The 25,491-nt window shown below is 68.6% G+C and carries 21 protein-coding genes and 1 pseudogene; 3 read left to right on the top strand and 19 right to left on the bottom strand.

What is annotated here, in order from left to right; all coding sequences use genetic code 11:
* Window positions 1–7: 7 nt before the first annotated feature.
* Complete coding sequence (locus tag C8D81_RS14445) at window positions 8–1,354, bottom strand: hypothetical protein (protein ID WP_208109294.1); 1,347 nt, start codon at window positions 1,352–1,354, stop codon at window positions 8–10.
* 183 nt (window positions 1,355–1,537) lie between these two features.
* On the opposite strand from C8D81_RS14445, the gene C8D81_RS14440 reads away from it, so the two are divergent.
* Together C8D81_RS14440 and C8D81_RS14435 are read left to right on the top strand one after the other, a co-directional pair.
* Complete coding sequence (locus tag C8D81_RS14440) at window positions 1,538–2,401, top strand: bifunctional 5,10-methylenetetrahydrofolate dehydrogenase/5,10-methenyltetrahydrofolate cyclohydrolase (protein WP_094405512.1); 864 nt, start codon at window positions 1,538–1,540, stop codon at window positions 2,399–2,401.
* Window positions 2,398–3,105 (top strand): alpha/beta hydrolase, encoded by a 708-nt coding sequence (locus C8D81_RS14435; protein ID WP_094405511.1) that lies wholly within the window; start codon window positions 2,398–2,400, stop codon window positions 3,103–3,105. The genes C8D81_RS14440 and C8D81_RS14435 overlap by 4 nt, the downstream gene beginning before the upstream one ends.
* Before the next feature lie 375 nt (window positions 3,106–3,480).
* Here the strand turns inward: C8D81_RS14435 and C8D81_RS14430 are convergent, their stop codons facing one another.
* The 5 genes from C8D81_RS14430 to C8D81_RS14410 all read right to left on the bottom strand — a co-directional run bounded on the left by C8D81_RS14430 (window position 3,481) and on the right by C8D81_RS14410 (window position 8,172).
* The gene (locus C8D81_RS14430) at window positions 3,481–4,527 is read right to left on the bottom strand and encodes an ABC transporter substrate-binding protein (RefSeq protein ID WP_094405510.1); all 1,047 of its coding nucleotides are present in this window, start codon (window positions 4,525–4,527) and stop codon (window positions 3,481–3,483) included.
* A gap of 11 nt (window positions 4,528–4,538) precedes the next feature.
* Window positions 4,539–5,399 (bottom strand): ABC transporter permease, encoded by an 861-nt coding sequence (locus C8D81_RS14425; protein WP_094404036.1) that lies wholly within the window; start codon window positions 5,397–5,399, stop codon window positions 4,539–4,541.
* Window positions 5,396–6,163 carry an ABC transporter ATP-binding protein gene (locus C8D81_RS14420; protein WP_094405508.1) on the bottom strand — a complete coding sequence of 256 codons (768 nt, stop codon included), beginning with the start codon at window positions 6,161–6,163 and terminating at the stop codon, window positions 5,396–5,398. The genes C8D81_RS14425 and C8D81_RS14420 overlap by 4 nt, the downstream gene beginning before the upstream one ends.
* 78 nt (window positions 6,164–6,241) lie before the next feature.
* Window positions 6,242–7,153 carry an NAD(P)-dependent oxidoreductase gene (locus C8D81_RS14415; RefSeq protein ID WP_094405507.1) on the bottom strand — a complete coding sequence of 304 codons (912 nt, stop codon included), beginning with the start codon at window positions 7,151–7,153 and terminating at the stop codon, window positions 6,242–6,244.
* Window positions 7,150–8,172, bottom strand: a complete 1,023-nt coding sequence (locus C8D81_RS14410; RefSeq protein ID WP_094405506.1) for an amidohydrolase family protein — start codon at window positions 8,170–8,172, stop codon at window positions 7,150–7,152. Before C8D81_RS14410 ends, C8D81_RS14415 begins: the two co-directional genes overlap by 4 nt.
* 151 nt (window positions 8,173–8,323) lie before the next feature.
* Between C8D81_RS14410 and C8D81_RS14405 the strand changes: the two genes are divergently transcribed.
* Window positions 8,324–8,977, top strand: coding sequence for a GntR family transcriptional regulator (locus C8D81_RS14405; protein ID WP_229117843.1), 654 nt, complete (start codon window positions 8,324–8,326; stop codon window positions 8,975–8,977).
* A gap of 4 nt (window positions 8,978–8,981) precedes the next feature.
* Here C8D81_RS14405 and C8D81_RS14400 read toward each other — a convergent pair whose 3' ends face one another.
* The 13 genes and pseudogenes from C8D81_RS14400 to nuoF all read right to left on the bottom strand — a co-directional run bounded on the left by C8D81_RS14400 (window position 8,982) and on the right by nuoF (window position 25,486).
* Window positions 8,982–9,539, bottom strand: coding sequence for a DinB family protein (locus C8D81_RS14400; protein ID WP_094405504.1), 558 nt, complete (start codon window positions 9,537–9,539; stop codon window positions 8,982–8,984).
* Between the two features lie 32 nt (window positions 9,540–9,571).
* Window positions 9,572–10,996 carry an amidase gene (locus C8D81_RS14395; RefSeq protein ID WP_094432715.1) on the bottom strand — a complete coding sequence of 475 codons (1,425 nt, stop codon included), beginning with the start codon at window positions 10,994–10,996 and terminating at the stop codon, window positions 9,572–9,574.
* 9 nt (window positions 10,997–11,005) lie between these two features.
* Window positions 11,006–12,181: a 4-hydroxybenzoate 3-monooxygenase gene (locus C8D81_RS14390; protein ID WP_094432717.1), complete on the bottom strand. Its 1,176-nt coding sequence runs from the start codon at window positions 12,179–12,181 to the stop codon at window positions 11,006–11,008.
* A 48-nt stretch (window positions 12,182–12,229) separates the two neighbouring features.
* Entirely contained in the window at window positions 12,230–13,195 is a 966-nt protein-coding gene (locus tag C8D81_RS14385) for a polyprenyl synthetase family protein (protein ID WP_229117733.1), read from the bottom strand.
* Between the two features lie 79 nt (window positions 13,196–13,274).
* Entirely contained in the window at window positions 13,275–14,840 is a 1,566-nt protein-coding gene (gene nuoN, locus C8D81_RS14380) for an NADH-quinone oxidoreductase subunit NuoN (RefSeq protein WP_094359510.1), read from the bottom strand.
* A complete protein-coding gene (locus C8D81_RS14375; RefSeq protein WP_094359508.1) occupies window positions 14,840–16,369 on the bottom strand; it encodes an NADH-quinone oxidoreductase subunit M in 1,530 nt (509 codons plus the stop codon). Before C8D81_RS14375 ends, nuoN begins: the two co-directional genes overlap by 1 nt.
* A gap of 13 nt (window positions 16,370–16,382) precedes the next feature.
* The gene (gene nuoL / locus C8D81_RS14370) at window positions 16,383–18,311 is read right to left on the bottom strand and encodes an NADH-quinone oxidoreductase subunit L (protein WP_166646828.1); all 1,929 of its coding nucleotides are present in this window, start codon (window positions 18,309–18,311) and stop codon (window positions 16,383–16,385) included.
* A gap of 61 nt (window positions 18,312–18,372) precedes the next feature.
* Entirely contained in the window at window positions 18,373–18,672 is a 300-nt protein-coding gene (gene nuoK / locus C8D81_RS14365; RefSeq protein WP_094359506.1) for an NADH-quinone oxidoreductase subunit NuoK, read from the bottom strand.
* Window positions 18,673–18,878: 206 nt separating this feature from the next.
* A pseudogene (locus tag C8D81_RS14360) lies at window positions 18,879–19,679 on the bottom strand (NADH-quinone oxidoreductase subunit J); the annotation flags it as partial.
* Window positions 19,676–20,290, bottom strand: coding sequence for an NADH-quinone oxidoreductase subunit NuoI (gene nuoI / locus C8D81_RS14355; RefSeq protein WP_094359504.1), 615 nt, complete (start codon window positions 20,288–20,290; stop codon window positions 19,676–19,678). The gene nuoI and the pseudogene C8D81_RS14360, both read right to left, overlap by 4 nt.
* Window positions 20,290–21,690, bottom strand: a complete 1,401-nt coding sequence (gene nuoH / locus C8D81_RS14350; RefSeq protein ID WP_133626294.1) for an NADH-quinone oxidoreductase subunit NuoH — start codon at window positions 21,688–21,690, stop codon at window positions 20,290–20,292. Before nuoH ends, nuoI begins: the two co-directional genes overlap by 1 nt.
* The gene (locus tag C8D81_RS14345; protein WP_094405099.1) at window positions 21,687–24,149 is read right to left on the bottom strand and encodes an NADH-quinone oxidoreductase subunit G; all 2,463 of its coding nucleotides are present in this window, start codon (window positions 24,147–24,149) and stop codon (window positions 21,687–21,689) included. The genes nuoH and C8D81_RS14345 overlap by 4 nt, the downstream gene beginning before the upstream one ends.
* On the bottom strand, window positions 24,149–25,486 hold the full coding sequence (gene nuoF / locus C8D81_RS14340) for an NADH-quinone oxidoreductase subunit NuoF (RefSeq protein WP_094360055.1): 1,338 nt from the start codon (window positions 25,484–25,486) through the stop codon (window positions 24,149–24,151). Before nuoF ends, C8D81_RS14345 begins: the two co-directional genes overlap by 1 nt.
* Window positions 25,487–25,491 lie beyond the last annotated feature (5 nt).

The raw sequence follows: 25,491 nt of genomic DNA, 5'->3' as shown, positions 1-25,491 counted from the left end.
CCCATGATCAGGACGCCCGGTAGCTGGCCCGGGTCCCCTGCGCGATCGGGCACGGCTCGACGGTCGCACGGAGTTCGATCTGGCGGTGCTCCTCGACCAGCGGCTTCTTCGAGTTCGGCTGCTCGCCCCAGACCACGGTGACCTCGGTGCCCTGGGTGAGATCGGGATCGACGGTGGCCAGCGAGACGAAGGCGTGCTCGTTGTTGATGTAGCCCACATCGAGGGAGACGCCGACCTGCTTGCCGTCGCGGAGCACCTTGTCGTGCTGGTAGAGCCCGTAGCGCGACTTGGGCAGTTCCATGTACTTGGCCGGGGTGCCCGGTTCCAGCAGCGTCTTCATCGCGGCCGCGACGTCGTCGGCGTTCCAGACCAGGGTGACCTTCTCGCGGTGCGGCTGGTCGGCCATCTTCTCCAGCGCCTCGCGGCCCAGGAAGTCGTGGTCGAACTTCACCGAACGCCCGTAGCCGATCTCGTAGGGGGTGACGTAGTAGTCGCTGATCTCGGCGGAGTCCATGCTGCCGGCCAGCGAGGCGACCTGGTTCACCGGCAGCCACTCGCGGTAGCCGGCCTCGGCCTCGCCGAAGATCGCGGGCACCACCGCAGGCACCCAACCCGACTCGAGGTTCGCGGTGGCGTACGCCTTGGCGCCGGCGCGCACCATGCCGTATTCCTCGCCGGCGGTGAGCAGCGCCTCGAGGACCGCGTCGCGCTCCTCCCAGGGCCCGAACATCTCCAGTCCCGGCTGCCCGGCCATCCCGTGCCGCAGCCCGCGGACCCGGTGGCCGGCGATCGTCACATCGGCCATGTTGAAGAACTTCACGTCGGAGACCGAGGTGCCGCTGGCCTTCTCGATGATCTCCAGGGCGACCGGGCCCTGGATCTCGTAGCGGTAGGTCTTCGGCGGGCCGGAGGGGCGGTCCATGGAGTTCTCGTCGCGCTCCAGGTCGACCTTGTAGCCACCCTTCTCCGCCTGGTACTGGAGCCAGTTGATCACCGTCGACTGGCCGACCACGTCGAACAGCTCGTCCTCCAGGTGGAACAGCACCGCGTCGCCGATCAGGTAACCGTCACCGTTGGTGGCGATGTACTGCTTGGCCTTGCCGGGGGCGGTCTTGGCGAAGGAGTTGACGCCGAAGTCGGTCAGCAGCCGCAGCGCGTCCGGACCGGAGATGTAGAGATCGGTCATGTGGTGCGACTGATCGAGCAGGGCGGCGGTGGTCCGCCAGGCGGCCTGCTCGGAGCGCCAGTTGGTGAACTCCGGGGCCACGGGGAATGTCGCGGCCCGGGCGGCCTTGTTGCGCAGCAGTTCGACCGGCGAACCGGCCTTCTGGATCGCGTCCTTGAGAGTGTCCATCGTCAACCTCCGTGCGCCCGGATCGCGTCCGAGCCTCGATGCTTCGGTGGCGGGCTCATGCCTCGCCGTGATCCAGCACATCGCAATCGCCGCACCCCCCGCGACGGACAATGGGATGGAATGGCCTGCGACAAATGACGTAGTCCGCGTTCGGAACGCCCAGAACTGCCTAGTGTGTGGGAAATGAGCGCACAACTTCTTCCCGGCGGCCCGGTCGCCGATGCCGTGTTCGAAGATCTCCGCCCGCGGATCGCCACGCTGCGCGAGGCCGGCCACCCGGTGGGGCTGGGTACGCTGCTCGTCGGCTCCGACGGCGCCTCCGCAGGCTACATCAGGATGAAGATCGACAAGGCCGAGGAACTCGGCATGACCGCACCGCACATCCACCTCGGTGACGAGGCGACCCAGTCCGATGTGCTCGAGGCGGTGCGCAGCCTGAACGCGGACCCGCAGGTCACCGGGGTGCTGCTGCAGCACCCGACGCCGCCGCAGATCGACTTCGAGGCGGCGATGCTGGCGGTCGATCCGGACAAGGACGTGGACGGCCTGCACCCGGTGAACATGGGCCGGTTGGCGCTCGGCATGCCGGGCATGGTGGCGTGCACACCGGCCGGAATCGAAGCCCTGTTGGCATTCCACGGCATCGAGGTGTCCGGGCGCGGGGTGTGCATCCTGGGCCGCGGCACCACCCTGGGCCGGCCGTTGGCGCTGCTGCTGTCGCAGAAGCGGCCGACCGCGAACGCCGCGGTCACCGTGGTGCACACCGGCGTACCGAACTGGGATGACTACACCCGCGCGGCCGACATCGTGATCGCCGCCGCCGGCGTACCGGGGATCCTGCAGCCCGAGCACGTCCGCCCCGGTGCGGTCGTCGTCGGCGGCGGGGTACGTTACGAGGGCCGCAAGCTGCTGCCCGATGTGGATGAATCGGTGGCCGAGGTCGCCGGGGCGATCACCCCGCGGATCGGTGGTGTCGGTCCGACGACGATCGCGATGCTGTTCCGCAACTGCGTCGAGGCCGCCGAGCGTCAGGCGGGTGCGCGATGAGTGTGATCGTCCTGCTGCACGGCGCCTGGCACGGCGGGTGGGCCTGGGATCGGGTCGCCCCGCAGCTGCGGGCCGCGGGTCACGAGGTGTACGCCCCCACGCTGAGCGGGGTGAGCGATCGGGCGCACCTGGTGAACCCGGCGATGGGGCTGGAGACCCACCTGATCGATGTCGTCGAGCTGATCGAGAAGCACGATCTGCGCGAGGTGCTGCTGGTCGGCCACAGCTACGCCGGGATGCTGGTCTCCGGGGTGGCCGACCGGATCCCCGACCGCATCGCTCGACGGGTCTATCTCGACGCTTTTCTCGGTGAGGATGGGGAATCCGCGACCGACCTGCAGCCCGAACGGATCGCCGGCCACTATGCCGAGTCGGTGGCCGAGGCCGGTTTCGGGTGGCTGATCCCGCCCCGGAAGCTGTCGGCGATGGGTGTCGAGGATCCCGCCGACCTCGACTGGCTGACCCCACGGCTCACCCCGCACCCCTACCGCTGTTTCACCGATCGGCTGTCGCTGACCGGCGCCGGCGCCGAGGTGCCGGGCACCTTCATCGAGTGCGTCGGCTGGCAGCGGGTGTTCCGCGACCAGGCCGAACGCGCCACCGTACGCGGCATGCGCACCCGGGAGATCGACACCGGCCACGAGGCCATGGTCACCGCCCCCGACGCCCTCGCCGAGCTGCTCCTCGCCGAAGCCACCGACTGACGTTCATCGAGTAGGCGGCCATGCGCAGCGCAGCGGAGCAATGGCACGTTCATCGAGTAGGCGGACATGCGCAGCGCAGCGGAGCAATGGCACGTTCATCGAGTAGGCGGACATGCGCAGCGCAGCGGAGCAATGGCCGCCGTGTCGAGATGAACCGCCCGCTCATCGAGTAGGCGGACATGCGCAGCGCAGCGGAGCAATGGCCGCCGTGTCGAGATGAACCCCGCGCGACCGTCCCTCGCCTCATCTGGGTGTGGTCGCAGCTGGTCGGCGTTCGCGAACCCATTGCATCGACCGCGAACCCACGCCACGCCGGATGCATTGGGTTCGCGGTGGAGCTGATGGGTTCGCGGTGCCCATCGTCTGGACGCGTTCTCAGGCCTGGGAGGCCTGCGGCACGAAGGTGGCGAAGTCCGGCGGGTTCTTGGCCAGCCCCGTCTGCATGTGGAAGTCCTTGCTCTTGTCGTACGCCGCCCGGCTGATCGCGTGCGATGCGGACATCTCCTCCGGCAGCAGAGCGAGCAGGGAGTCGATGACGCCATCGGGGGTCCCCTGCAGATAGGACTTCAGCAGCGTCCGGGTCGTGTCCTTGTCCTGCCGGATGAACTGCAGCGCCTGGTCCATCGACTTGTTGAACCCGTCGACCATCGTCTTCTTCGCATCCAGGACCGCGGTCGTCGAGAACACACAGCCATGCACCACGCCCGCCAGCGAGGGAACATCCCCGCGTTGCGGTGAGATGTAGATCTTGCCGGTGCCCTCCCCCGCGGCGACCTGTCCGATCGGTTGGAAGAAGGACAGCGCATCGACCTGCTTGGACTTGAGGGCACCGACGGCGGCCGTGGTCGCCGCACCGAGATTCACCAGGGTGGCATCCTTGTTGGCGTCCTTGCCGATCTGCTGGAACAGGTGGACGAGCAACGCTTCGGTACCCGAACCGGGGCCGGTGATGCCGATCTTCTTGCCCACCAGGGCCGATACGCGATCATTGAGCGGTGCCTGTTCTGCCGGCCCTGCGAAGTCATTCCCGACCACCACATCGACGTAGTATTCGGTGACCAGCCCGGCGGTCAGCCGCGCGGTCTTGTCCACCTCATAGAGGTTGAAGGCGTCCGTCGTGACCCCGGCGGCCAGGTCGATGGCCCCGGATTTGAGGGCGGCCGCCAATTTGGCACCGGTGCCCAGCCGCGGACGCTCACCCAGCTTCACCCCGTTGGCCTCGAAGAACCCCTGTTGTTCGGCGACGTGCAGCGGGAAGAAGGCGACGGAGTCGGAGATCTGGCCGACATTGAGAATCCCGGTGTCGCTCACCGAGGCGGCCCCGCCCTTCTTGGCGCAGCCCGCCAGCAGGGCGGTGGCCGAGAGACCGACCGCGGAGCCGAGCAGCGTACGCCTGGTGATGGCGGTTCGATTGATGCTCATGGACGTCTCCTTCACTCGGCCTGGGCCAGTGGTTTCCAGCGGTTGACTCGGCGCGCCAGCAGACCCACCGCGAAGTTGAGCACCGCGGCCAGGACGGTGAGCACGATCAGCGTGGCGAAGACACCAGCGGTGTCGAAGCGGGCGGCGGCGTTGTTGATCAGGTAACCGAGGCCCTGGTTGGACGCGACCAGCTCACCGATCACCGCACCGATCAGCGCATACGGGATGGCCACTTTGAGCCCGGTGAGCAACCCGGACATGGATGCGGGCAGGATCACCTTGCGGATCACCGTCCACCGATCGGCGCCCATCAGCCGAGCGGCATCGATCAGTCCGCGATCCACCTCGCGGATCCCGGCGATCGTGTTGATGAACACCAGGAAGAAGACACTGATCGCGGCCAGCAGCACCTTCATCTCCAGCCCGATGCCGACCCACATGATGAACAGCGGTGCCAGCGCGACCTTCGGGATGGCGTACAGCGCCATGATCAACGGCTCCAGCACGTCATAGACCAGGTACATCGAGCCGAGCAGGTAGGCCAGCAGGACGCCGGCGAGCGAGCCGAACAGGAAGCCGAGAATGATCTCCCGCAAGGTGATCCAGGTGTGCACGGCGAGTGTGCCGTCCCCCACCCACTCGATGAAGCGGGCCCAGATCTCACTCGGCCGGCTGACGAATGACTCGTCCAGCACCGGACCGGACAACACCTGCCACAGCAGCAGGAACACCAGCACCACAAGAACCCGGAGACCCCAGACCAGGGCACCGCGTCGATTCTGCTGCCACCAGCTGGTGCGGTGGCTCTCCCGCAGCGGCCCGGAGCCGGCCGTTCCATCGGGTCTGGTCTCAACCGAGGGATCTGCTGTCATGCCACGGCTCCTTCGCGGAGCGCTGCCGCCAGGTCCTTGTGCAGTTCGAGGAAGGCGGGATCGACGCGCACGTCATCGAGGTCCCGCGGCCTCGGCAGGGGGACTCGCACGTCGCGGAGGATCCGACCCAGTGGGCCCAGCACGACCACTCGGTCGCCGAGCACCAGCGCCTCCTCGATGTCGTGGGTCACGAACACCACGGTCGCCCGCGATTCCTGCCACAGTTCGAGAAGCTCGGTCTGCAGCTCATGTCTGAGCTGCGCGTCCAGGGCACCGAAAGGCTCATCCATCAACAGCGTCGAGGCACCGCCGGCGAGCATCCGAGCGAGGCTTGCCCGCCGTCGCATACCACCGGACAGTTCCCGCGGATAGCTCTTCTCGAAGCCTGCCAGACCGACCTTGTCGATCAACTCGGCAGCTCGCCGAGCCCGTTCCTGCTTCGGGATCCGCTGGAGCTCCATCGGCATCTCGACGTTTCGCTGGACATCGAGCCAGGGCATCAACGTGTCCGCCTGGGTGAGGTATCCGATGTCGACCGTGGGGCCGGTGTGCGGGCGGCCCTCGTAGCGGACCTCACCGGTCGTCGGGCGAGTGAGCCCGGAGAGCAGGTTCAACATCGTCGACTTGCCGCAGCCACTGCGGCCCAGGACCGTGGTGAACTCACCCTCGGCGAGCTGCAGATCGAAACCGCGCAGGGCAACGGTCGCCGTTCCGTCCCGCACGAATCTCTTGCTCAGGTCGACGGCCTCCAGAACGGTTCCCATCAACTCCCCCTTCATTGGCAGCATTGCCCATCGCCAATATTGTTGACAATTTTGCTGCTGTCAAGGGCTGTGGAGGATTCAGCCCTGCCCCGCCGCACGCGCTCGGGTCGCAGCCAGCAGCTGATCGGCCAGCTCGCGCCAGCCGTGGCCCGGTTCACGGGTCACCGATCCGTCGTCGGCGCGATCGGCGACCCAGGCCTGCACCTCGGCGGCACCGGCCGCCGTGGCACCCGGAAGGCCCGCGTCCGCGACCATCGCGCCCGCCTCGGCGACCTCCTCGCTGCGGCGCCGGCCGTGCTGGGCGACGCGGTGCAGGAAGTAGTCACCCTGCTGCTCCCAGTCGATGCCGGGGAAGGTCTCGGCGAGCGAATCGAGCACCGCGTCCTCGACACCCCAGGCGCGCGCGGTGGTGAGCGATTCGACCATGATGGCCTCCAGCCCCTTGATGACCACCGAACGGCACAACTTGGTCGCCGACGCGATTCCCAGGCGTTCATCGTGGGCCGTCACCTGCGTGAATCCCAATGACTGCAGGATTTCCGCGCCCTGACCCGCGTGCGGTCCGCCGAGCAGCATCGGCACCCGCAGTCGGTGCGGGGGCACACTGGTCATCACCGCGGCCTCGACATAGCGCCCGGCAGCCGCGTCGACGAGTGCGGCCGCCTGCTGCTTCGCCTGTGGTGACGCCGAGTTCAGATCCACCAGCAGCGCACCCGGCGCCAGGGCATCGGCGACGGCGGCCGCCGCCGGCACCGCCTGTCTGGCGGTCACCGCACTGAAGACCAGCTCCGCATCGGCGACCGCATCCGCCGCGGTCGCCACCAGGCTTACCCCGTGATCATCGGCGTGCCGGCGCAGCGGTTCGGCGTCACCGCCGGTCTTGCGATCGTGGGCGACCACCTCGATCCCCTGCGCCCGTAACTCCTCGGCCAGGATCCGACCGACCTCGCCGCAACCGATCAACCCGACCCGGCGTACCACCAGGTTCACCTGCCCTGGTTGGTGAGCAGCTTGTCCAACCGCGGATAGACCGACCGGGCGTTGCTCTCCACGATCCGGGCCCGGGTCTCCGATGCCAGGTCCGCGGCGTCGATGTAGCGCCGGGTGTCGTCGAAGTAGTGGCCGGTCTCGGGATCGATGCTGCGGACCGCGCCGATCATCTCCGAGGCGAAGAGGATGTTGTCGGTCGGGATCACCTTCAGCAGCAGGTCGATCCCGGGCTGGTGATAGACACAGGTGTCGAAGAAGACGTTGCCCAGCAGGTGTGCGGCCAGATCGTCCTTCCCCAGCGCCATCGCCAGGCCACGGAACCGACCCCAGTGGTAGGGCACCGCGCCACCGCCGTGCGGGATGACCAGCTTCAGCTCCGGGAAGTCGGCGAACAGGTCACCGGTGAGCAGTTGCATGAACGCGGTCGTGTCGGCATTCAGATAGTGCGCACCGGTGGTGTGGAAGGCCGGATTGCAGCTGGTGGAGACATGCACCATCGCGGGCACCTCCAGCTCGACCAACTTCTCATAGATCGGATACCAGGAGCGATCGGTGAGCGGCGGCGAATCCCATCGCCCGCCGGACGGGTCGGGGTTCAGGTTCACCCCGACACAACCGAGCTCGGTGACGGCGCGCTCCAGTTCCGGCAGGCAGGTCGCCGGATCCACCCCCGGTGACTGCGGCAGCATCGCGGCCGGGACGAAGCGGTCGGGGTAGGTCGCGGCGACCCGGGCGCACAGGTCGTTGCAGATCCGGGCCCATGTCGAGGAGGTCTCGAAATCACCGAGATGGTGCGCCATGAAGGAGGCGCGCGGCGAGAACACCGTCAGATCGATGCCCCGCTCGTCCATCAGCCGCAGCTGGTTCGCCTCGATGCTCTCGGCCAGCTCGTCGTCGCTGATCCGCAGTTCCTCCGGCCGCGGTGCGGGGCCGCCGTCGAGCGCCGCGAGCTGCTTCGAGCGCCACTCGGCCAGCGGTGCCGGCGCGGTGGTGTAGTGACCGTGGATATCGATGATCATGCGAGGCCCCTCCCGGTCGGCACCTCTGCCGACCACCACCCCCACCCTAGATTATCGACACGATTGTTGACAATAAATCTCGACTTTTTGACTTCTACCGCCCGATTCGGGACCCCGACATGGGAGGATGCGCAGCATGGCTAGAGCATCGGTGAGTGACAATCGACTGGTGGGCCGACCCGGCCGGGACGTGGTGTCCGCCGGGATCCGGGACGCGATCCAGCGCGGAGACATGGTGCCCGGCCAACGTCTGGTCGAGCTCGAACTGACCGAGACCTTCAATGCGACCCGCAGTTCGGTCCGCGAGGCGCTCGGTGAACTGGCCATCGAGGGCCTCGTCGAGCTCGTACCGGGCCGCGGCGCCCGGGTCCGGGTGGTGAGTGTCGAGGAGGCCGTGCAGATCACCGAATGCCGGGTCGCCCTGGAGCGACTGTGCGCCGCCCGCGCCGCCGAGCTCGCGACCAAGGCGGAGCGGGCCGATCTGCGCCGGATCGGCAAGGAGATGGAGACGGCGGTCTCCGGCCTCGCCCTGGACACCTACTCCGCGCTGAACCGCGAACTGCACGACACCATCCAGCGGATCAGTGGTCAGGAGGTGGCGGCCCGCCTGTTGCGCGGGCTGAACGGCCAGATGGTACGCCACCAGTTCCGGTTGTCGATGCGTCCGGGTCGGCCGTCGGTCTCCCTCCCCCAGCATCTCAAGATGATCGCCGCCATCGACTCCGGTGACCCACGGGCCGCCGAACAGGCGATCGAGGAGCATCTGGCCAGCGTGATCGAAGCCCTGCGCTCCACCCCGCAGTGAGCCTTCAGGCCATCGACTTCTTCCCGTCGATGGCTTCCCGGATGATGTCGGCGTGGCCGGCGTGCTGGGCCGTCTCACCGATCAGGTGGGCGAGCACCTCGCGGGCCGAGCGCTGGCCCGGCTCCGGATCCCAGGGTGCGGCCGGGAGCTGGTGGCTGACGCCGAGGTCGGCCAGCTCGGTGACCACCTGCTCGGTGCGGGCGGCCACCTCCGCATAACCGGCCAGGATCTCGCTCAGCGTCTGATCCGCGCGCAGGGTGAACTCGTCCTGCCGCTCCAGCACCCAGGCCGGGATGGTCGACGGGTCGTTCCAGTCGATCTTCTCCATCGCCATGAAATCGACGCTCGGGTCCGGACCGTCGAGCACGAAGTCGATCCAGCTCCGCTCGGTCGCGGCGACATGCTTGATGATGCCGCCGATGGTGAGATCGCTGACGGTGGCCGCCTGCCGCGCCTGGTCGTCGGTCAGCCCCTCGGCGGTGCCGATCAGGAAGCGCCGCCGGTCGGCAAGGGTCTGCAGCAGCATCCGGCGTTCGGCATCGAGGGCGGTCGGGTCGGTCATGATGGCTCCTTGGTCGGGATGACCGCAGTCCATCACCCGATGCGGACAGTTTCGGTCCGCTGGGTCCGATTCGGTCCGGTCGCCTCCAACTGCGCGGCGAGCGCGAGCAGCCGTGCCTCCTCACCCAACCCGCCGCCGAGCATGATCCCGATCGGCAGTTCCACGCCGTCGATCCTCGCGGTGTGCAGGGGCAGGCTGATCGAGGGGCGTCCGGTCAGATTCCACACGCTCGTCCAGGGGGTGAAATCGGTCTGGGCGGCGAAATCGGCGGCCGGGTCGGCGTCATTGCGCAGCGCACCGACCGGCAGTGGCGGCTGGGCCAGCGTGGGGCTGAGGATCACATCGAACCCGACCCAGGCCTGTTCGGTACGCCGGGTGATCTGCTGGATCCCGGCGTACGCCGCAGCGAAACCGAGTGCGGAACACGAGCGCCCCTTGTCCCGCAGCCAGCGGGTCAGCGGCCGCAGCGAATCCTCCGCCCCCTCGGGCACCGGTACCGACAGCGCGCCGACGGCCCACAGGTCACCGAAGGCGGCCCATTCCTCACCACCGAAGGGTTTCCGGGCGACGGCGACCTCGTGACCGAGTGCGGAGAGCTGGCGTACCGTTGCCTTGACCGCCTGGGTGACCGCGGGATGCACCTCCGCTTCATCACTGATCACCGGCTCGGAGAGCACCCCGATCCGCAACCGCCCGGGGTCTTCGTCGCAGGCCGCCAGGAAGCCACCGGGCACGCCAGCCGGTGCGGCGAAGAAATCACCGGGCCAACCGGTCGACAGTGCATCGAGTGCGGCGGCGGTGTCGCGGACATCGCGGGTGAGGACGCCGTCGCTGCTGATGGCGGCACCGTCCACACCATGGGGGCCCTTGGAAATCCTTCCCCTGCTGGGTTTCAGCCCGACCAGCCCGCAGCAGCTGGCGGGGATCCGGATCGATCCACCGCCGTCGGAGCCGTGTGCGATCGGCACCACCCCACCACTCACCGCCGCGGCTGCCCCACCCGAGGAGCCACCGGCCATCCGGGTCGGATCCCAGGGCGTGACCGCCGCCGGACGACCCTCGGGTTCGGTATAGCAGGGCAGCCCGAACTCCGGGGTCGTGGTCTTGCCGAGGATCACCATCCCGGCCTCCCGGATCCGGGTGACCACCCCGTCGTCCCGCTCGGCCCGTTGCCCGGCGTACACCGCCGAACCCGCCTCGAAAACCATTCCGGAGACCTGATTGAGGTCCTTGACCGGACACGGCACCCCGAACAGCGGACCCGGTCGAAAATCCTTGTCCCGCAGGCGATCCTGCAGTCCCCGGGCCTGGGCCAGTGCCTGCTCGTGGGCCACCTCGACGAATGCCCCGTGACGGTCCGCATCGGCCCGCCGCAGCGCCGCCTCGGTCGCCTCGAGCACACCGATCTCGCCGCTGCGGATCGCCGTCGACAGCTGGACCGCGGTCAGTTGTTCCATGCCCGGAGCCTAGCCATTCGGCCAGCCCGTGTACGCCTCGGCGAGCCAGGCGCGGCCGTGTTCGGACTCGACCAACATCCGCAGCTCCCCCAGCGTCCGCAGCCGGTCGAAGTCGGAGGCGTCGGGATTGTTGTGCAGCATCGAGGTCATCCAGAAGGAGAAGTGCTGCGCCTTCCAGACCCGGTCAAGGCTGCGGGTACTGTACGCCTGCAGCGCCCCGGGATCGCCGGCGGCCCAGTCGCCGAGCACCTCGGCCAGCACCCGGACGTCCTGCAGGGCCAGGTTGAGTCCCTTGGCACCGGTCGGCGGCACCGTGTGTGCGGCGTCCCCGGCGAGCAGCAGATTGCCCCAGCGCATCGGTTCGGAGACGAAGCTGCGGAACGGCAGCACCACCTTCTCGGTGATCGGCCCCTCGTTGATCGCGAACCCGTTGTGGTTCAACCGATCCCGGAAGGTCTGCCAGATCGCCTCGTCGCTCCAGTCGGCGGGTTCGGTGCCGACGGGGACCTGGAAATAGAGCCGCTGCAGGGCGGTGGTGCGCTGGCTGACCAGCGCGAAACCGGCCGCCGAGCGGGCATAGATGAGTTCGTGGTGACTGGGCCCGGTCTCGGCCATGATTCCGAACCAGGCAAAGGGATATTCGCGATAGTAGGCGCGTCGTTGGTCCTCGGGGATGGCGTGCCGGCAGGTGCTGCGCGACCCGTCGGCGCCGATCAGCAGGTCGCACTCGATCTGCACCTCGTCGTCCCCGCCGGGGGTGCCGTAGCCGATCACCGGTCGTCCGGTCAGCTCACTCACCCGGGCCGGACCGACCCCGAACCGGACATCGGTGCCGGCCCGCTGGGCCGCCTCGGCCAGGTCGATGAACACATCGGTCTGCGGATAGAGGTAGGTGGAGGCGCCGACCAGGCCGGTGAAGTCGATCGGATAGGAGTCGCCCTGGATGCGGACATCGATCCCGTCGTGGCGAATGCCGTCGCGCAGGATCCGGTCACTGACACCGTCGAGCAGCAGATCGGCCGAGCCCTGCTCCAGGATCCCGGCGCGGTGGGTGTGCTCGATCTCGTCCCGGCTCCGGGACTCGACGACGATGTGCTCGATGCCCTGCCGGTTGAGCAGATGCGACAGCATCAACCCGGCCGGGCCCCCACCGACGATCCCCACCCGGGTGCGTTCCTGTTTCATGCAGTGACCTCCTCGTCCCCGGGCCCGAGCCTAGACCCGCCGGGCCGGTCAGGCCGAGCGGGTGACGACCTGGTCGCAGAGGGCGTTCAGCGCGTCCTTGGCGGGGCCGGCGGGCAGCGGGGCGAGGAAGCCGCGCGCGACCTCCGCGCGGCGGCGTACCTCCACCCGGGCATCCTCGACCGCGGCGTGCGCACGCAGCAGCGCGATCGCCTCGGCCAGCTCGGCGTCGTCGTCCAGATCGGAGCCGATCAGCTCCTTGAGCCGGTCGTCGGCCGGGTCGTCGGAGCGCAGCGCGAGCAGCGTCGGCAGCGTCGGTACGCCCTCCCGCAGGTCGGTGCCGGGGGTCTTCCCGGTCTCGGTGGAGGTGATGTCGATGATGTCGTCAGAGAGCTGGAAGACCACCCCGATCTCCTCACCGAAGGCCTCCAGCGCGGCCAGCACCTCGGCGGAGGCGCCGGAGACCATGCCGCCGAAGACGGCCGAGGTGGCGATCAGCGAACCGGTCTTGTCGGCGACCACCTGCAGGTAGTGCGCCAGCGGGTCGTCGTTCTCGCTCGGCCCGACGGTCTCGGCGATCTGGCCCTGCACCAGCCGGGCGAAGGTCTTCGCCTGCAGCGCGACATAGTCGGTACCGAGCTCGGCCACCGTCTCCGAGGCGCGGGCGAACAGGAAGTCGCCGACCATGATGGCCACCGAGTTCTGCCAACGCCGGTTGGCGCTCGGCGCCCCGCGGCGCAGATCGGCATCGTCCATCACGTCGTCGTGGTAGAGGCTGGCGACGTGGGTCAGCTCGACCACCAGCGCCGCCCGGGTCAGGTCCTCATCGGCGACCGGGCCGCCGAACTGGCTGGCCAGCACCACCAGCAGCGGCCGGAACCGCTTCCCGCCGGCGGCGATGATGTGCTGCGCGGCCTCGGTCACCATCGGGGTGTCGGCGCGCGCCGACTCCAGCAGGCGCTCCTCGATGACGGCCAACCGGTCCTTGACCGCATCGGCGAATCCGGCGTCGGTCACGGCCTCATCCCTGGGCAGCACCGCTACCTCCCCCTCCCGTGACACCGCACGCAACCGAACCGTCCCTTCCCGGTACGCCTCAGCGCAGGAATTCCCGCGCCGACGCCGCCAACTCCAGCAGCGGTCCGGGAAGGATACCCAGCAACACCGTGAGCACGCATCCGACAACGACGGTACCCATGGTCAGCCAGCTGGAGCGAACCACCCGGGTGTCCTCCGCGGCGGGCGAGAAGAACATCACCATGATCACCCGCAGGTAGAAGTACGCGGCGACCAGCGACATCAACACCGCGACCACGACGAGCCAGGCGAACCCGCCCCGCCATGCGGTCACGAACACCGCCCACTTGCCGATGAAGCCCGAGGTCAGCGGGATCCCGGCGAAGGAGAGCAGCAGCAGCGCCATCGCGGCGGCGGTGCCCGGGGACTTCTTGGCCAGCCCGGACCAGCCGGCCAGCGCGGTCACCTCACCGGTCTCGCCACGCACGGTGGTGACCAGGGCGAAGGCGGCGATGGTGGCGACACCGTATGCGGCCAGGTAGAACAGCACCGCCGAGATCGAGGTGATCCCGCCGCTGATGCCCGCGCTGGGCTGGGCGGCACCGGTGATCGCGGTGAGCAGGAAGCCCGCGTGCGCGATCGAGGAGTACGCCAGCATCCGCTTGATGTCGGTCTGGGTGATGGCCAGCAGCGAGCCGACGGCCATGGTCAGCACGGCGACCGCGGCGAGCAGCGGCTGCCAGTCCCAGCGGGCGCCGCCGAAGGCGACGAAGAGCACCCGCAGCAGGGCGCCGACGGCGGCGATCTTGGTGCAGGCGGCCATGAACCCGGTGACCGGGGTCGGCGCGCCCTGGTAGACGTCCGGGGTCCAGGAGTGGAACGGCACCGCGCCCACCTTGAACAGCAGCCCGATCGTCAGCAGCCCCATCCCGCCGAGCAGCAGAGCCGGCGAACCGGCCGCACCGGTGGCCAGCGAGTCGGAGATCTCGCGGAGGGTGAACCCCCCGGCGTACCCGTAGATCAGCGCCGTGCCGTAGAGGAAGAACGCCGAGGAGAGCGCGCCGAGCAGGAAGTACTTCAGCGCGGCCTCCTGGGACAGCAGCCGGCGGCGCCGGGCCATCCCGCACATCAGGTAGAGCGGCAGCGACATGATCTCCAACGCCACGAACATGGTGAGCAGGTCGTTGGAGGCCGGGAACAGCATCATTCCGGTGAGCGCGAAGAGCAGCAGCGGATAGATCTCGGTGTGCTCCAGCCGGGCCTCGATCGCGGCCTGCTCGGCCGGCGTACCCGGCACCGAGGCGGCCTGCGGGGTGAACCCGGTCGCCCCGCCACCGATCCGCCGTTCGGCGAACACGGCCAGGGTGAGGATGGTCAGCACCAGCAGGACCGCCCAGATGAAGAACGTCGGACCGTCCAGCGCCACCGAACCCAGGGCGCCGATCAGGCCGTCACCGCGGGACCAGATGTAGATGGTGAACGCGAGCGCGACCAGCATCGACACCAGCGCCAGCACGATCTGCGGCACCGCCCGCTTGCCGCGCGGCAGGAAGGCCTCCAGACCGACGCCCAAGCAGGCACCGACGAACACCGCGATCAGCGGTGCGATGTGCAGGTACTCGACCGAGGGTGGGTAACCCGTCATCAGTTCTGTCCCTTCGCGAGCGGGGCGGCGGGGTCAGCCTCGCCGACGATCTGCATGGTGTTCTGCACCGCGGGCTGGATGGTGTCCAGCATCGGCTTGGGGAAGAGGCCGAACGCCAGGATGATCAGCAGCAACGGCGCGATGGCCAACTTCTCGCGGCCGTCCAGGTCGCTGCGGCCATCGGCGTCGAAGCTCCGGGCGACCTGATCGGTCACCGGCCCGGTCATCATCCGCTGATAGGTCAGCAGGATGTAGAGCGCGGACAGCACCATCGCGACGGTGGAGATGCCGGCGACGATCGGATGCCTGGCGAAGGAACCGGCGATCACCATGAACTCCGAGACGAAGCTGGACATGCCCGGCAGCGCGGCCGAGGACAGGCCGCCCATCAGGAACAGCCCGGCCAGCACCGGCGCCACCTTCTGCACGCCCCCGAAGGCCGCGATCTGCTGGCTGCCGCGGCGGCGTACCAGGTAGCCCGCGACCAGGAACAGCACCGCGGTGGAGAAGGCGTGGTTGAACATGTAGAAGGTCGCACCGCTCATCGACACCGTGGTGAAGGAGAAGATGCCGAGCACAATGAAGCCGAAGTGGCTGATCGAGGTGAAGGCGATCAGGCGGTACAGATCCTTCTGCCCGACCGCCGCCAGCGCACCGTAGATGATCGAGATCAGCGCCAGCGCGATGATCACCGGCGAGGCCCAGCGGCTGGCCTCGGGGAACAGCTCCAGGCAGAACCGGATCATGCCGAAGGTGCCGATCTTGTCCAGGATGCCGACCATCAGCGTGGAACCACCCGGGGTGCCCTGCTCGGCCGCATCCGGCAGCCAGGTGTGGAAGGGCACCATCGGTGCCTTCAGCGCGAAGGCGATGAAGAAACCGAGGAACAGCCAGCGGCCGACGTTGCCGCCCAGGTCGAGCTGGGTCAGCTCGCTGAGCAGGTAGGTCGGGGCACCGCGCTGTTCCGAGGAGATCGCCGACAGCCCGATCACCGAGGCCAGCATCACCAGGCCACCGGCGAGGCCGAACAGCAGGAACTTGATCGCCGCGTACCCGCGCCGGGCCTGGCCGAAGCCGCCGAGCAGGAAGTACATCGGGATCAGGGTGGCCTCGAAGAAGAGGTAGAACAGCAGCACATCGGTCGCCAGGAAGACGAACAGCGACAGCGATTCCAGCGACAGCACCAGCGCGAAGAAGACGTGGCTGTTCCACCGGTCGTCGGCGTCCACGGTGTCCCAGGAGGCGAGCAGCACGATCGGGGTCAGGATCACCGTCAGCAGCACCATCGTCAGGCTGATGCCGTCGACGGGGCCGAGCGACCAGTAGGCGCCGAAGGCCTTGATCCAGGGCAGCTGCTCGGCGAACCGCATGCCCGTCCCGGACAGCACCGCGATCGCGACACCGAGCACCAGGGTGGCGATGGAGAACACCATGCCGACGGCCTTGGCGTGCGCGCCCTTGATCATCATCAGCACGGCCGCACCGAGCATCGGCAGCAGGCCGAGGAGGGTCAACCAGGGAAAACTCATCTCTCTCCCTCTCTCAGGCCAGCTGGCCGAGGATCAGTACCGCACCGACGAGGACCGCGCCGGCGACCATCATCAGCGCGTACGAGCGGACGTAACCGGTCTGCAGGCGACGGATCTGGCTGGACAGCCCACCGAAGGTCGCGGCGGTGCCGTTCACCGCACCGTCGACGCCCTTGTCGTCGAACTCCGCGATCCCACGGGCCAGGCCCATCGTCGGGCCGACCACGACGGCGTCGTTCAGCGCATCGCCGTAGAGGTCGGCGCGGGCGGCCCGCTCCAGCGCATTGCCCGAGGGGGCGTACACCGGGACGTCACCGCGGAAGACCCACCAGCCGAGGAACACACCGATCGCCACCGCGACGATGGTGATGATGCCGATCGGGGAGATGAAGCCCTCGTACCAGGCCTGGACGTGCACCTCCTCGACGCCGACCGCCGGGGCGAGCCAGCCGCCGATGAAGCCGTTCAGCAGGAAGCCGCCGATGATCGACAGCACCGCCAGGATGATCAGCGGGATCGTCATGACCGCGGGCGATTCGTGCGGATGCCGCACCGCGAAACCGTTGGGGTTGTCCTCATCGGGCTCGACCCAGCGACGCTTGCCCCAGAAGGTCATCATCATCATCCGGGTCATGTAGTAGGCGGTGATCAGCGCACCGACGAGCGCGCAGATGCCGACCACCAGGTTGAACTCGAAGGCCGCGGTGATGATGTGGTCCTTGGAGAACGAACCGGAGAAGCCCGGTACGCCGATGATGGCCAGGTAGCCCATCGCGAAGGTCAGGAAGGTGACCTTCATGAACTTCGACAGCCGGCCGTAGTTGCGCATGTTCACGTCGTCGTTCATGCCGTGCATCACCGAGCCGGCGCCGAGGAACATGTTGGCCTTGAAGAAGCCGTGGGTGATCAGGTGGAAGATCGCGAACGGGTACGCCGCGGGGCCGATTCCGGCGGCCAGCATCATGTAGCCGATCTGCGACATCGTGGAGCCGGCCAGCGCCTTCTTGATGTCGTCCTTGGAGGTACCGATCCAGGCACCGGCGAGCAGCGTCACCGTGCCGACGATCACCACGGCCATCGCGGCCACCGGGGTCTCGGCGTAGATGGCGTGGCTGCGGGTGACCAGGTAGACACCGGCGGTGACCATCGTCGCCGCGTGGATCAGCGCCGACACCGGGGTCGGGCCCTCCATCGCATCGAGCAGCCAGGACTGCAGCGGCACCTGGGCGGACTTGCCGCAGGCGGCGAGCAGCAGGAACAGCCCGATCGCGGTCGCGGTGGCGGCACCGGAGCCGAACAGGGTGCCCTGGGCCTCGGCCATCCCCTGCGCGCCCTCGTTCACCTGGGCGTAGGTCACCGAGCCGAAGGTGGCGAACATGGTCGCCATCGCCAGCGCCATGCCGATGTCACCGACCCGGTTCACCACGAACGCCTTCTTGGCGGCGGCGGCCGCGGACGGCTTGGCCTGCCAGAAGCCGATCAGCAGGTAGGACGCCAGGCCGACACCCTCCCAGCCGATGAACAGCACCAGGTAGTTGTCGGCGAGCACCAGCAGCAGCATCGCGGCGACGAACAGGTTGAGGAACCCGAAGAAGCGCCGCCGGCGCTCGTCGTGGGCCATGTAACCGATCGAGTAGACGTGGATCAGCGTGCCGACACCGGTGATCAGCAGCACGAACAGGATGGACAGCTGATCGATCAGCAGGCCCATCTGGACATCCCAGGGGCCGATGCCGATCCACTCGTAGAGCTTCGCGTTCACCGAGCGGGTGCCCGGGTCGGCGAGCATCTGGGTGAACAGGATCGCGCCGATCACGAAGGAGTAGAGCGATGCGGCGGTGCCCAGCAGGTGGCCCCACTTGTCGCCGGCCCGGCCGATCAGCAGCAGCACCGCGGCCGAGAGCAGCGGCACCGCGATCATCGTCCAGGCCAGGCTGAACATCCCAGAAGCCGCGATGGTCGCGGTGGGGGTGATGGTTTCCAGCAGATTCACGCGTCCATCCTCAGAACTTCAGCAGGTTGGCGTCGTCGACGGAGGCCGAGCGGCGGGTCCGGAAGATGGCGACGATGATCGCCAGCCCGACCACGACCTCGGCCGCGGCGACCACCATCACGAAGAAGGCGGCGACCTGGCCGTCGAGGTTGCCCCGGGTCCGGGAGAAGGTGACCAGCGCCAGGTTGCAGGCGTTCAGCATCAGCTCGACCGACATGAACGCGACGATCGCGTTACGGCGCACCATGAAGCCGACCGTGCCGATCGTGAACAGGATCGCCGACAGGATCAGGTAGTTGTTGGGGTTCATGCGTCCTTCCCCTCATCGCCGACCGACGGGTTCGCGGAGTTGTCGGTACGCCGGGGGCGCGCCGACAGCGGTCGGCGGACGGGTCCGGTGCCCGGCTGTTCCGGCTGGCCCGACTGCTCCGGCTGGCCCGGCTGGCCCGACTGCTCGATCGCGGGATGCCCGGCCTGCTCCTGCTCGGCCTCACCGGCCGACAGGGCCGGGGGCACGCCGCCCTCGTCCAGCCGCTGCCCGTTGAGGGCGGCGACGGTGGCCCGGGTGGCACCTGCCAGCCGCGGGCCGTCGACGACGGTGCCGCGGGCCAGCATGGTCTTCGGCACCGACTTCGGGTCGGCGCTGCCGTCGGGCAGCAGCGCGGGGATGTCGACCGCGTTGTGCCGGGCGTAGACACCCGGGGTGGGCAGCGGGCCGGGGTGCTCACCGGTCTCGGCGTAGCGGCGCATCCGGTCGCTGGCGCGCTGCTTCTGGGTGGACTTCTTGCCGATCTGCTCGCGGTGCGCGAGCACCATCGCACCCAGGGCGGCGGTGATCAGCAGCGCCGAGGTGGCCTCGAAGATCAGCACGTAGCGGCGGAACAGCAGGTCCGCCAGCGCCGGGACGTTGCCCTGCGGCTCGGCGGCGGCCAGCCCGACCGGGTTGCCGATCACCGCATTGCCCACGGCCAGGATCAGCAGGATGCCGACGCCCAGGGCCGCCAGGATCGCCGCCAGCCGCTGGCCGCGCAGCGTCTCCACCAGCGAGTCGCTGGTGTCCACACCGACCAGCATCAGCACGAACAGGAACAGCATCAAGATGGCGCCGGTGTAGACGATGATCTGCACCGCGAACAGGAACGGCGCGTCCTGGGCGGCGTACTGCACCGCCAGGCTGACCATCACCGTCGCCAGGCAGAGCGCCGAGTGCACCGGCTTGCGCGCCAGCACCATGCCGAGCGCGCCGAGCACCATCACCGGTGCCAGCAACCAGAAGGCCACCGACTGCGCGGCGGCCGAGACCTCCAGGGCGATCACTTGTGCTCTCCTGCCTGCGTCGGTCCGGCGGCTGCCTCGGCGCGGGTCGCCCCGGTCTCCGGGTCGGCCTGCGGTGGCCGGGCGGCACCGGTCCGGGTGTCGGGCTGGCCGGTGGTCGGCAGCCCCAGGAAGTAGTCCTTCTCGCTGTCCCCGAGCAGGCGCGGATGGGGCGGCTGCTCCATCCCCGGCAGCAGCGGCGCGAGCAGCCGCTCCTTGTCGTAGATCATCTTCTCGCGGGTGAAGTCGGCCAGCTCGAACTCGTTGGTCATCGTCAGCGCCCGGGTCGGGCAGGCCTCGATGCACAGGCCGCAGAGGATGCAGCGCAGGTAGTTGATCTGGTAGACGCGGCCGTAGCGCTCACCGGGTGAGAAGTTCTCGCCCTGGACGTTGTTGGCGCCCTCGACGAAGATCGCGTCCGCCGGGCAGGCCCAGGCGCACAGCTCACAGCCGACGCACTTCTCCAGCCCGTCCGGCCAGCGGTTCAGCTGGTGCCGGCCGTGGAACCGCGGTGCAGTCACCTTCGGCTTGACCGGGTAGTCCTCGGTGAACGTCTTGCGGAACATGGTCCGGAAGGTCACCCCGAACCCGGCCCACTGATCGAAGAACCCCATCAGGAATCAGTCCCCTTCTCACGCTCGCGGGTCGTGTCTGCGGTTGCGCTGGTCGCGCCAGCGGGCCCACCGCGTTCGGTCACGTCCACATCCACTTCACCTTCGAGTACGCCGGCCATCTCGGGCAGCGTCTGGCCCTCCCGCGGCGGGATCGGATAGCCACCGGCGTACGGGTCGAACGGGCCCTCATCGAGGTAGGCGTCGTCGTCCTCGTCGCCCTCCACGTCATCGCGGTTGGCGACCACCAGCCACCAGGTGACCACGGTGATCACGAACAGCCCGAAGCTCCAGGCGACCGGCGCCATCGCCCCGGTCAGGGTGAGCCCGGCGAAGCCGCCGCTGTTGACGATGGTGCGCACGATCGCGACCGCCAGCAGCCAGAGCAGCGAGATCGGGATCAGCACCTTCCAGCCGAGCGCCATGAACTGGTCGTAACGCATCCGCGGCAGGGTGCCACGCAGCCAGATGAAGAAGAAGATGAACACGACGACCTTGAGGGTGAACCAGAGCAGGCCCCACCATCCGGCGTCCAGGAAGGTGCCCTGCAGCGGCCACGGCGCGCGCCACCCGCCCAGGAACAGGGTGGTCGCGATCGCGGAGACGTTGACCATGTTGATGTATTCGGCCAGGAAGAACATCGCGAACCGGAAACCGGAGTACTCGGTGTGGAAACCGCCGACCAGCTCCGACTCCGCCTCCGGCAGGTCGAACGGTGCCCGGTTGGTCTCGCCGACCATCGAGATCACATAGATCACGAACGACGGCAGCAGCATCGGCCAGTACCAGCCCTGCAAGGGAATCTGGGCGCCGCCGAAGAGGCTCAGCGGCTGCGCCTGGGCGGCGACGATGTCGGAGGTGCGCATCGATCCGGCGTACATGAACACGGTCACGAAGCTCAGACCCATCGCGATCTCGTAGGAGATCATCTGGGCGCTGGAGCGCAGGCCGCCGAGCAGCGAATAGGTCGAACCCGAGGACCAGCCGGCGAGCACGATGCCGTAGATGCCGACCGAGGCCAGCGCCAGCATCACCAGCACCGAGACCGGCAGGTCGGTCAACTGCAGCGTGGTCCGGACCCCGAACATGGTGACCTCGCCACCCAGCGGAATCATCGCCAGGATGGAGAATGCGGGGATCGCGACCAGGTAGGGCGCCAGGTTGAAGACGAACTTCTCGGCATTGACCGGCCGGAAGTCCTCCTTGGTCATCAGCTTCATGCCGTCGGCCAGCGACTGCAGCGAACCGAACGGGCCGTTCATGTTCGGGCCGACGCGGTGCTGCATCTTCGCCACGACCTTGCGCTCGAAGACGATGTTGAACAGCGTGAACAGCAGCAGGAAGACCAGTACGCCGACGGCCTTGATGCAGGTGATCCACCACGGATCGGAGAACGTCGTCATGCCTCCACTCCCTCCTGGTTGTCGGCGAGGGCGCCGTCGGCCAGTTCGACCCGGACCAGATCACCCGGGACCGCGCCCAGGTTGGGGCCGATGCCCACTCCGGGGGCATTGGTCGGCAGCCACACCACCCGGTCGATCACACCCGGATCGACCAGCAGCGGCAGCACGATCTCACCGCCCTCGCGGGACACCCGGACCAGCGTGCCGTCGGTGATCCCGCCGGCCATCGTCGGGTTCATCCGGACCACCGGCGGCCGGGCGGTGGCCTGCAGGTCGGCCTCGCCGTCGATCGCGCGGGAGTCGTCGATCAGCTCGCGCCAGGACGCCAGCACGGCCTCGCCGGTACCGGGCTCGAGCAGCGCCTCCGGCGCCTCATCCGGTGCCGCGGCCCGCTGGCCCTCCCAGCCGGCGAACTCGGCCAGCTCGGCCTTCGCCTCGGTGGGGGTGCGTACGCCGAGGTCGGCGCCCAGGGCATCGGCCAGCGCGGCCAGCACCCGCAGGTCGCTCATCACCTGCTGCGAGCCGAGGTACTGGGTGACCGGGCGCTCCCGGCCCTCCCAGTCCAGGAAGGTGCCGTGCCGCTCCTCGATCAGCGAGACCGGGAAGACCACATCGGCCCGCTCGGTGACCTCCGAGCGGCGGGTCTCCAGGCTGACCACGAATCCGGCGCTCTCCAGGCCCGCCAGCGCGGCGTGCGGGAAGCGGAAGTCGGCCGGCTCCACACCGCCGACGATCAGCGCGTCCAGGTTGCCCTGGGTGCCGGCGGCCAGGATCGCGTCCGCGTCCAGACCGGGCTCGGCGGGCAGCCCCTCGATCCCCCACACCGTCTGGGCGTCCACCCGGGCGGCCGGATCGGTGACCAGCCGGCCACCGGGCAGCAGGTTCGGCAGGCAGCCGGCCTCGATCGCACCGCGGTCCCCCGCCCGGCGCGGCACCCAGGCCAGCTTGGCACCGGTGCGCTGCACCAGCTGCAGGGCGGCGGTCAGCGTACCCAGCGACTGGCAGGCCCGCTCGCCGACCATCACCACCGAGTTCTCGTCCAGCTCGATGTCGGCGGGCAGGTTGTCCAGCACCTGCGCCTCGGTGCCGGGCAGGGCCGGTACCAGGGAGGCCTTCAGCTTGCTGGAGCCGTAGGACAGCATCGCGCCGACGGTGATCACGTCGAGCTTCTTCTTGCGGACGGCCTTGCGCAGCCGCAGGAAGACGATCGGCGACTCGTCCTCGGGCTCGAAGTCGACCAGCAGCACCCGGTTGGCGTTCTCCAGGTCGGCATAGGTGGTCTGCAGACCGGTGCCGGCGATCGCATGCGCCAGGAACTGCCCCTCCTCCAGCGTGTGCGGCCGGGAGCGGAAGTCGATGTTGTTGGTGCCGAGCACCGCGCGCGCGAACTTGGCGTACCCGTAGGAATCCTCCAGGGTCAGCCGACCGCCGGGGAGCACACCCAGGTTCGCCCCGGGCGTACCGTCGTTGGCGTCGACGGCGGCCAGGATGCCGGCCACCGCGGCGTCGATCGCCTGGGCCCAGGAGGCCGGGCGGAGCACGTCACCGTCGCGGACCAGCGGGGTGGTGATCCGGTCGCCCTGCCGGCCGGAGACGAAGCCGAAGCGGCCCTTGTCGCAGTTCCACTCCTCGTTGACCTCCGGCTCGTCGCCGGCGAGCCGGCGCATCACCTCACCGCGCCGGTGGTCCACCCGGATCCCGCAGCCGGCGGCGCAGTTCTCGCAGGTGGAGGGGGTGGAGACCAGGTCGAAGGGCCGGGACCGGAAGCGGTACGCGGTCGAGGTCAGCGCACCGACCGGGCAGATCTGGATGGTGTTGCCGGAGAAGTAGCTCTCGAAGGGCTCCTTCTCATAGATGCCGACCTGCTGCAGCGCACCGCGCTCGGTGAGCGCGATGAACGGGTCGCCGGCGATCTGCTCGGAGAAGCGGGTGCAGCGGGCGCAGAGCACGCAGCGTTCACGGTCCAGCAGGATCTCCGCCGAGATCGCGATCGGCTTGGGGAAGGTGCGCTTGACGCCCTCGAAGCGGGATTCGCCGTGCCCGTTGGACATCGCCTGGTTCTGCAGCGGGCACTCGCCGCCCTTGTCGCAGATCGGGCAGTCCAGCGGGTGGTTCACCAGCAGGAACTCCAGCATCCCCTCCTGGGCCTTCTCGGCCACCCGGGAGGTCAGCTGGGTCTTCACCTTCATCCCGTCGGCGACCTCGATGGTGCAGGAGGCCTGCGGCTTCGGCATCCCGCGGCCGTTGCCGGCATCGGGGATCTCCACCAGGCACTGCCGGCAGGCGCCCACCGGGTCCAGCAACGGATGGTCGCAGAACCGCGGGATCGCGACGCCGATCATCTCGGCGGCGCGGATCAGCAGGGTGCCCTTGGGCACCGAGACCTCGACGTCGTCGATGGTGACGGTGAGCAGGTCCTCGCGCTTGGCGACGTCGGACGGCTTGTCGGTCACGGTCATCAGTGGGCTCCCACGGGGTTGTCGGAGTGCAGCGAGGAGGCGTCGAACAACGCGCTCTTCTCATACGGATAGAGCTCCCAGGCGGGGGTGTGCATGCCCTGCTCGAATTCCTCGCGGAAGTACTGCACCGCGGAGGTGACACAGGCCACCGCACCGTCGGCGAGCGCGCAGAAGGAGCGGCCGCCGATGTTGTCACACAGGTCGAGCATCTTCTCGATGTCACCCTCGACACCCTGACCGGCCTCCAGCCGCATCAGGATCTGGGTGAGCCACCAGGAGCCCTCGCGGCACGGGGTGCACTTGCCGCAGGACTCGTGCTTGTAGAACTCGATCCAGCGCAGCGTGGTGCGGACCACCGAGGTGGTCTCGTCGAAGCACTGCAGCGCCTTGGTGCCGAGCATGGTCTTCGCACCCGCCATGCCCTCGTAGTCCAGCGGCAGGTCGAGGTGCTCGGTGGAGCCGGTGAGGATCGGGGTGGAGGAACCGCCCGGGGTCCAGAACTTCAACCGGTGGCCGTTGCGCATCCCGCCGGCGAGGTCCAGCAGCTGGTTCAGGGTGATCCCCATCGGCGCCTCGAACTGGCCCGGGTTGGCGACGTGCCCGGACAGCGAATAGAGCGTCATGCCCTTGGACTTCTCGGTGCCCATCGCGGCGAACCAGTCCTTGCCGTTCGCCACGATGCACGGCACCGAGGCGATCGACTCGACGTTGTTGATCACCGTCGGGGAGGCGTACAGGCCGGCGACCGCGGGGAACGGCGGACGCAGCCGCGGCTGTCCGCGCCGGCCCTCCAGCGAGTCCAGCAGCGCGGTCTCCTCGCCGCAGATGTAGGCCCCGGCGCCGGAGTGCACGACGACCTCGAGGTCGTAGCCCTTGCCGAGGATGTTCTTGCCCAGATAACCGGCCGAGTACGCCTCCCGGACGGCCTGCTGCAGCCGCCGGGCGACGTGCAGCACCTCACCGCGGACGTAGATGAAGGCGTAGCTGGCGCCGATGGCGTAGGAGGAGATCGCCACCCCCTCGACCAGGGTGTGCGGCGAGGCCAGCATCAGCGGGATGTCCTTGCAGGTGCCCGGCTCGGACTCGTCGGCGTTCACCACCAGATAGGTGGGGTTCGGGTTGTCCTTGGGGATGAAGGACCACTTCATCCCGGTCGGGAAGCCGGCACCGCCGCGGCCGCGCAGGCCGGCGTCCTTGACGGTGGTGACGATGTCGGCGGGCTCCATGGTGAGCGCCTTGCGCAGCGCGTCGTAACCGCCGCGGCGTTCATAGTTGGTCAGCCGCCAGGCGCGCTCGTCGGCCCAGTTGTCCGACAGCACCGGGGTCAACAGGTCGATGCTCA

It is taken from the genome of Enemella evansiae (assembly GCF_004362375.1).
In the GTDB taxonomy this organism is placed as follows: domain Bacteria; phylum Actinomycetota; class Actinomycetes; order Propionibacteriales; family Propionibacteriaceae; genus Enemella; species Enemella evansiae.
This window is presented reverse-complemented; position numbering and strand designations above follow the sequence as displayed.

Coding starts and splice junctions, on each gene's coding strand:
- nuoH (WP_133626294.1), bottom strand. CDS start 21,690: ATGACGACGTTCTCCGATCCGTGGTGGATCACCTGCATCAAGGCCGTC.
- C8D81_RS14420 (WP_094405508.1), bottom strand. CDS start 6,163: ATGGGAACCGTTCTGGAGGCCGTCGACCTGAGCAAGAGATTCGTGCGG.
- C8D81_RS14425 (WP_094404036.1), bottom strand. CDS start 5,399: ATGACAGCAGATCCCTCGGTTGAGACCAGACCCGATGGAACGGCCGGC.
- C8D81_RS14435 (WP_094405511.1), top strand. CDS start 2,398: ATGAGTGTGATCGTCCTGCTGCACGGCGCCTGGCACGGCGGGTGGGCC.
- C8D81_RS14430 (WP_094405510.1), bottom strand. CDS start 4,527: ATGAGCATCAATCGAACCGCCATCACCAGGCGTACGCTGCTCGGCTCC.
- C8D81_RS14400 (WP_094405504.1), bottom strand. CDS start 9,539: ATGACCGACCCGACCGCCCTCGATGCCGAACGCCGGATGCTGCTGCAG.
- C8D81_RS14345 (WP_094405099.1), bottom strand. CDS start 24,149: ATGACCGTGACCGACAAGCCGTCCGACGTCGCCAAGCGCGAGGACCTG.
- C8D81_RS14375 (WP_094359508.1), bottom strand. CDS start 16,369: ATGAGTTTTCCCTGGTTGACCCTCCTCGGCCTGCTGCCGATGCTCGGT.
- nuoI (WP_094359504.1), bottom strand. CDS start 20,290: ATGGGGTTCTTCGATCAGTGGGCCGGGTTCGGGGTGACCTTCCGGACC.
- nuoL (WP_166646828.1), bottom strand. CDS start 18,311: ATGTTCAGCCTGGCCTGGACGATGATCGCGGTGCCGCTGCTCTCGGCC.
- C8D81_RS14440 (WP_094405512.1), top strand. CDS start 1,538: ATGAGCGCACAACTTCTTCCCGGCGGCCCGGTCGCCGATGCCGTGTTC.
- nuoN (WP_094359510.1), bottom strand. CDS start 14,840: ATGACGGGTTACCCACCCTCGGTCGAGTACCTGCACATCGCACCGCTG.
- C8D81_RS14390 (WP_094432717.1), bottom strand. CDS start 12,181: ATGAAACAGGAACGCACCCGGGTGGGGATCGTCGGTGGGGGCCCGGCC.
- C8D81_RS14410 (WP_094405506.1), bottom strand. CDS start 8,172: ATGATCATCGATATCCACGGTCACTACACCACCGCGCCGGCACCGCTG.
- C8D81_RS14395 (WP_094432715.1), bottom strand. CDS start 10,996: ATGGAACAACTGACCGCGGTCCAGCTGTCGACGGCGATCCGCAGCGGC.
- C8D81_RS14445 (WP_208109294.1), bottom strand. CDS start 1,354: ATGGACACTCTCAAGGACGCGATCCAGAAGGCCGGTTCGCCGGTCGAA.
- nuoK (WP_094359506.1), bottom strand. CDS start 18,672: ATGAACCCCAACAACTACCTGATCCTGTCGGCGATCCTGTTCACGATC.